General features: G+C 59.9%; 3 protein-coding genes and 2 pseudogenes. 2 read left to right on the top strand and 3 right to left on the bottom strand.

What is annotated here, in order from left to right; genetic code table 11:
• Both EN780_RS00540 and EN780_RS41280 read right to left on the bottom strand, forming a co-directional pair.
• A partial coding sequence (locus EN780_RS00540) for a hypothetical protein (protein WP_133372567.1) occupies positions 1-625 on the bottom strand: 625 nt, incomplete at its 3' end.
• Positions 622-900, bottom strand: a complete 279-nt coding sequence (locus EN780_RS41280) for an AlpA family phage regulatory protein (protein ID WP_063169289.1) — start codon at positions 898-900, stop codon at positions 622-624. The genes EN780_RS00540 and EN780_RS41280, both read right to left, overlap by 4 nt.
• Before the next feature lie 975 nt (positions 901-1,875).
• Here EN780_RS41280 and EN780_RS00530 point away from each other — a divergent pair.
• Positions 1,876-3,807 (top strand): potassium transporter Kup, encoded by a 1,932-nt coding sequence (locus EN780_RS00530; protein ID WP_126080677.1) that lies wholly within the window; start codon positions 1,876-1,878, stop codon positions 3,805-3,807.
• 307 nt (positions 3,808-4,114) lie between these two features.
• Positions 4,115-4,575: pseudogene (locus EN780_RS00525) on the top strand (OB-fold nucleic acid binding domain-containing protein); the annotation flags it as partial.
• 512 nt (positions 4,576-5,087) lie between these two features.
• Here EN780_RS00525 and EN780_RS38595 read toward each other — a convergent pair.
• A pseudogene (locus tag EN780_RS38595) lies at positions 5,088-5,584 on the bottom strand (aldehyde dehydrogenase family protein); the annotation flags it as partial.
• Positions 5,585-6,000 lie beyond the last annotated feature (416 nt).

Below are 6,000 nucleotides of genomic sequence, written 5' to 3'. Positions count from 1 at the left end.
GCTGCGGATGACGCTCTGGCGGCGTAGCTGCTGGCATGGGCGGAAGATGCGGCGCAACAATCGTCAGAGCCTCATCGAATTGGAGATCATGCTTGACCAGCAAATGCGCGGCCAATGCTTCGATGGCTGACCAGTGATCGAGTACTAGCCGGGCCGTGCGATCTTCGATCCGCCTCCAACGGGGGCGGCGCGGCATCAGGAACCGCAACTCACCATAGATTCGCTTGGCATCCGCGTAGTCGCTGCTCCCCTCATTCCCATCGGACGCATTCATCGCCATATCGCGCGGGTCCAGATAGCCTTCGAATGCGGATTCTGCAAAAGGACCTGCCAGACACGCAACTATCTCTTGGATCGCTTCATCGCGTTGGAAATGTCGATCCATATCGTTCTCGAAAATCGGCTTTAGCTCCGAGGTGAATCCTTGCGCTGAATAGAAAACCGTGCCTTCGACAAAACCACCGCACTCTCCGTCACCGGCGTCGGGGTAAATACTAACACTTGAGAAAGCAGGGAGTTCACGGTCGTCGTCGAACATCTGACGGTGCAAAACGATGGCGGCCACCGCGTGCCCGGCTTCGTGATGCGCCACAGACGGGAGAAGATATTGGGAGGCTACATTCATGCGGTGCGGCTCTCAGATCTAGTTTCCATCCAAGCCCTGATATCGGATTCAAGCCATGCGACTCGGCCGGGGGAGATGCGACGCCGCTTAGGGAACAGGCCTGCCTTCAGAGTCGCGCGGTCGCGCTCGAACTGCGTTCCACTGAAGTGCTTCAGGGTCTTTGCCGACTGGCCGGCGGCCCAGGCAAGTGCCCGCTCGCCTTCCACATCTTCAAGCCAAAGATAGAGATCGTCGTCGGGAGCATCCAGCGTTGGACGGACATCAAATGCGTTCATGTCCGGACAGCCTTCAGAAAGAAGGGATAGAGGCTTCCGTTTGATCGGGAACGCTTAGTGTTGGTAGCGGCGCCCACATGTTCGAAAAGCGTGATCATTGATGAGTTCTTCCAGTCGGTGCGGCATCGCAGTGCTTTTGCGCATAGGACCGCAATTGTCGTGCCAACTGGGAAAATCGTTTCGGAACAACGTGATCGCTCTGGCAGCGTTGTGTCAGATGTCCGACATCGTCGAGAATCCGACAACGAGTGCTCCTCCTAATCACCGGATCAACCTCCGGCGCCAGTCGGTGACACCGCATTCCTCTGTCTTTCCAGGAGACGGCGTGGACATCAATGCCGTTCCTCACCGAACCCGCCTCCTAGCCCTTCGCCCATACGTCACGGCCGCCCCCCGGTTTGGCTTCAACCTGAAGGATTACGGCGTCCTCTTCGCAGAGAAGATCGGGTTGTTCGTGGCGCGCGCAGCGGAGCCCAAGGAGCTTTTCTGGGTTGCGGATACTGGCATGTCGATATTACGACCGTGTGTCCTTCGACAAGCTTGGTGGCTTCTTCAACCAGAATCTCGCCGCGGAGATCGAATCGTTATCTGCGCCGCAAAGTGCGGCCGGTGAGCGGCGTGGCCCTGCGTTCCAGTTGGCCACGGTCCTCGCTGGGACGAGCAAGTAAATGGCTTGCGCAGCAACGGTGCGATCACACCTGGAGCACGGCGTCATCAGGAAAGCGCCATCCTTGTGCGCCCACGACACCCTGGTCGCCATCGGCCGCATCGCGGGGGGGCACTGTGGGCGATAACCATTCATTGATCTGGGCGATTGAGGGTTCTGCCGGGGCGCTATTGCTGCTCGGTAGGGCTGCGGGCTGGCGAGTCTACCAAGGCGAGCAACGACAGGCGAGACGGCAGACATTACGTGACGGAACTTGATATTGCAGTGCAGCAAGCGTAGAGCACCGCGCGCTTATCGGAGTGTCGTCCATGGCCCTTACCAATGCTGGTAACGAGGCAGAACCTGTCGAACAATCGAGCCATTCTGAGGTCGAGCAGCACAGCACCAAGGCGCTGATGTCGGGCGCACTAGGTGTCGTTTATGGCGATATAGGCACCAGCCCGATCTATGCATTTCGCGAGGCGTTGCATGCATCAGCGGGTGGCAACGTCGCCAGCCGTGGCGACATCCTCGGCGTACTCTCGCTGATCATCTGGTCCCTGACGATCACCGTGACGATCAAATACATCATGTTCGTGCTCCGCGCCGACAATCGAGGCGAGGGCGGAGTGCTGTCGCTTATGGCGCTGGCGCGCAACAGTTTCCCGACCTGCTCTGCGGTGATCCTCGGCATCGGCATCGGCATCGGCATCGTCGGCGCGGCGCTTTTTTTTGGCGACGCCGTCATTACGCCGGCAATCTCGGTACTGTCGGCGGTCGAAGGTATGAATGTCGTCACGCCGACGTTCCAGCCCTATGTGGTGCCGCTGACACTGGCCATCCTGGCGATCGTGTTTGCGGTACAGCGGTTTGGCACCGGCGGCGTAGGATTGGTGTTCGGACCCGTTACCGCGCTGTGGTTCCTGGCCATCGGCCTTTCCGGGCTCAACCACATCATGGACGACCCGGAAATCCTGCTGGCAATCAGCCCGCATTACATCGTGTCGTTCCTGGTCAACTCGCCTGACGTCGCCTTCGTTACGGTTGGTGCAGTCTTCCTCGCCGTCACCGGAGCCGAGGCGCTCTACGCCGACCTCGGCCATTTCGGCCGCAAGCCGATCGTGCTCGCCTGGCTGGCGATCGTGTTCCCTTGTCTGTTGCTCAATTATGTCGGGCAAGGCGCCTTCGTGCTGGCAAATGGCGGCGTTGTCGGTCATCCGTTCTTCGAGATGAACCAGGGCTGGACGCTTATTCCGATGGTCGTGCTTGCCACGGCGGCGACCGTGATCGCCTGCCAGGCGGTGATCTCCGGCGCCTTTTCGCTGACCAGGCAAGCGGTACAGCTCAACATGCTGCCGCGTTTCGTCATCCAGCACACGTCGGAAAAACAGTCGGGCCAGATCTATCTGCCGCGCATCAACCTGATGCTGGCGCTGGTGGTGATGCTGCTGGTGGTCGGCTTCGGCGAATCCAGCCGGCTGGCCTCGGCCTACGGTATTTCGGTGACCGGCAATATGCTGGTGACGAACATACTGCTTTTTGTTGTGATGACGCGCATCTGGAAATGGCCGCTCGGCGTCGCGATAGCCTTAATGGCGGTGTTCGTCTTCATCGATACCGGCTTCTTTGCAGCTAACATCGTCAAGGTATTCGAAGGCGGCTGGGCCTCGCTTGCCATTGCCGCAGTGATCGTGATGACCATGTGGACTTGGATAAGAGGCAGCAGGTATCTATTTGACAAGACGCGCAGGAACCAGATTCCGCTCGATTTCCTTGCGGGCAATCTGTTGAAGAAGAAACCGCAGCTGGTGTCCGGTACGGCCGTGTTCCTGACCAGCGATCCCGCCAGTGCGCCGACCGCGTTGATGCACAGCCTGAAGCACTACAAGGCGCTGCACGAACAGAACGTCATCCTCTCTGTGGTGACGGCGCAGCAGCCCGTGGTGCCCGACAGCGAGCGGATCAAGATGGAAACGATCAATGAGCTGTTCATGCGGGTGACACTGACCTTCGGCTACATGGAACAGCCTAACATCCCGCGTGCGCTGGCGATCTGCCGCAAGCAGGGTTGGAAGTTCGACATCATGACGACGTCCTTCTTCCTGTCGCGTCGCTCGCTCAAGGCGTCACCCAACTCCGGCATGCCGGTGTGGCAGGACAAGCTGTTCATCGGCTTGGCGCGCACGGCCGCCGACGCGACGGAGTATTTCCAGATCCCGACCGGACGTGTGGTCGAGATCGGAACGCAAGTGGCCGTTTAGGTATGCCCGGTTAAGCAGAATCAATTGGCATTTCGCGAGCCGGTGAATGCCTGACCGGGCGGAGGCCACGATGCTTGCGCCAAACTGGGGTCCGGTTCCAGGCCTGAAGCTTCCGGCCCCGAAAGCCGTCCTTTACGCCTGCGATCATTTCCGTTCCGCATTGTCTTGCCGACCCACCAGTCGAGATGCGCTGAAACGACCTCGCCGGGCAGCAACTTATCATTTGAACCTAATCGATGTGCCGCAAGTCCGACCTTCATTCTTCAGTTCACAGGCTAGCGTTGCCAAAATCGGCGTGCCGCCTAACCGGCGCCGCACCGTGACCTGTCAGGATGCTATGCAGGCGCGAGGCAGAAGCTGGCTCGAGGCCGCCGGCCTGGTGCTGGTCCGGCAGCGGCCGGGCTCGGCCAAAGGCTTCATGTTCCTCTGGAGGATGAGACGGGTGCGGCAAACGTCGTCGTCTGGGTCAAGATCTCTCGAGAAATTCCGGCGCGTGCTTCTTGCTTCGGCCATGCTCGGCGTCCGCGGACGCATCCGACGGAAGAGGAGGTGGTGCACCTCGTCGCCCACGAGCTGACCGATCTGTCGGCCGGGCTGGCCAGCGTGGGAAACCGCAAGACGCCGTTTCCGTTGCCGCACGGCCGAGGGACGAGGCTCATCACGGCGGATCGGGCATCGATCCGCGCGGCATGCCGAAGGGGCGCGACATCGTCGATGCAGTATGACCATATCGACCCTATCAAGTTCAAGACGCGTAACTTCCGGTAGCGCTTCCGGAGGCCACTTCAGCAGCATGTTGTGCACACTTTTGTCGGACCCTGTTAACTGCCGATTGGCAGCAGGTCACCCCGTGCCGGATCCCAAATGTCGTCGCTCTCAAGCGCAACGACTGCCCGCACCCTTTTTAAGTCAGCGAGCACCTCCACCGCCGGACGCCGCCCCGTTTCCTGAGCCGCGGCGTAACGGGTGTATTTGTGACTGTCCGGCTCAAACCACTTCAACGATTCCAAAGTAGCCATGGCATCGCCCTTGCGGCTGCGCGCGATGCGAATGATCGTGATCCCATCCTAAGCGCTCGCGTCGAATGGAGACACGCTGCCAACGCTTCATCTGCTCTACCCCATCTTTGTTCCAAGGCGGTCGGATCATCTCAATGAGCCCTGCCTCGGGGTGGCCAAAGCATGCATATTTATCGTTCGGCCCCGCATCGAATTATCATCTGCGATGTGGGACTCGATCTTGGGTTGGCGACGGCTTCGCTCCGGGAGTAGACGTCGGACCACTGATAAGTGCCGGACCTTCTCCACAATTTCTCGGCGGACTCATCGTGAACGCTCGATTGGACGTAAATGCGGTTCGCGGAAACGCAGGTCTGGCCGGCATTGCGGAACTTCGCCTGGACCGCACCGTCAACAGCACCGTCAATGTCGGCATCATCGAAGATGATGAAAGGTGCATTGCCGCCGGTTTCAAGGCTGACCTTCTTGATCTGGTCAGAGCACTGACGCATCAGCAGCCGTCCGACCTCGTTCGAACCGGTAAAGCTGATCTTTGGAATTGGTGCAGAGTTCACGGCCCACGCGATCACCTTCGGACGCATAGATCAGGTTGACCACGCCATCGGGAAAGCCGGCCTGATGGCGAGAGCAAACATTGCACCTAGCCACGCCACGATAAGATCGAGCGCGGCTTCGTTGCGTGCGGGTCTGTGGTCAGTGGAGGGCGGAGGAAAAGCGCTCGGCGTGCTCGCCCTCGCGATACCACTGGTTCGCGCCGGCAAGCGCCAGTTTCTGAGGCAAATCGCCGAACAGCTGGTAGAGCCTTACTCTCAGGGCTTGGCATCTATGTCGCCTACGACCGCCACATGCAGCCCGTCGCGTGCGAAAGCGGCTTTGTGGAAGGCGCTTAGATCGGAGGGCGTTACGCTAGTCAGCCTCCCTTGGGCGGTCTCGAATACGGATGCGTGCGTAGATTCCGCGCCGCCAGGCCAGCTCGGCGATCGCATGAGGTTCGCGCTCATTGGCAATGATTTCGGAGAGAAGCTGGGCGCGTATGCGGTCGAAAAGTGCTGGTGTAGCCGGATGCGGGTCCCGCCGCCGAGAATGTCGGCCAGCAGTCGAGCGCCGCGGCCCCGCACCAGGGACCGCCCATGAATGACTCATGCGAGGCGTCTCAAGGCTGTCCGCGATCCAG

Source organism: Mesorhizobium sp. M4B.F.Ca.ET.089.01.1.1, assembly GCF_004022605.1.
Taxonomy (GTDB): domain Bacteria; phylum Pseudomonadota; class Alphaproteobacteria; order Rhizobiales; family Rhizobiaceae; genus Mesorhizobium; species Mesorhizobium abyssinicae.
The sequence above is the reverse complement of the archived record's forward strand: the minus strand, read 5'-3'. Positions and strand labels throughout refer to the sequence as shown.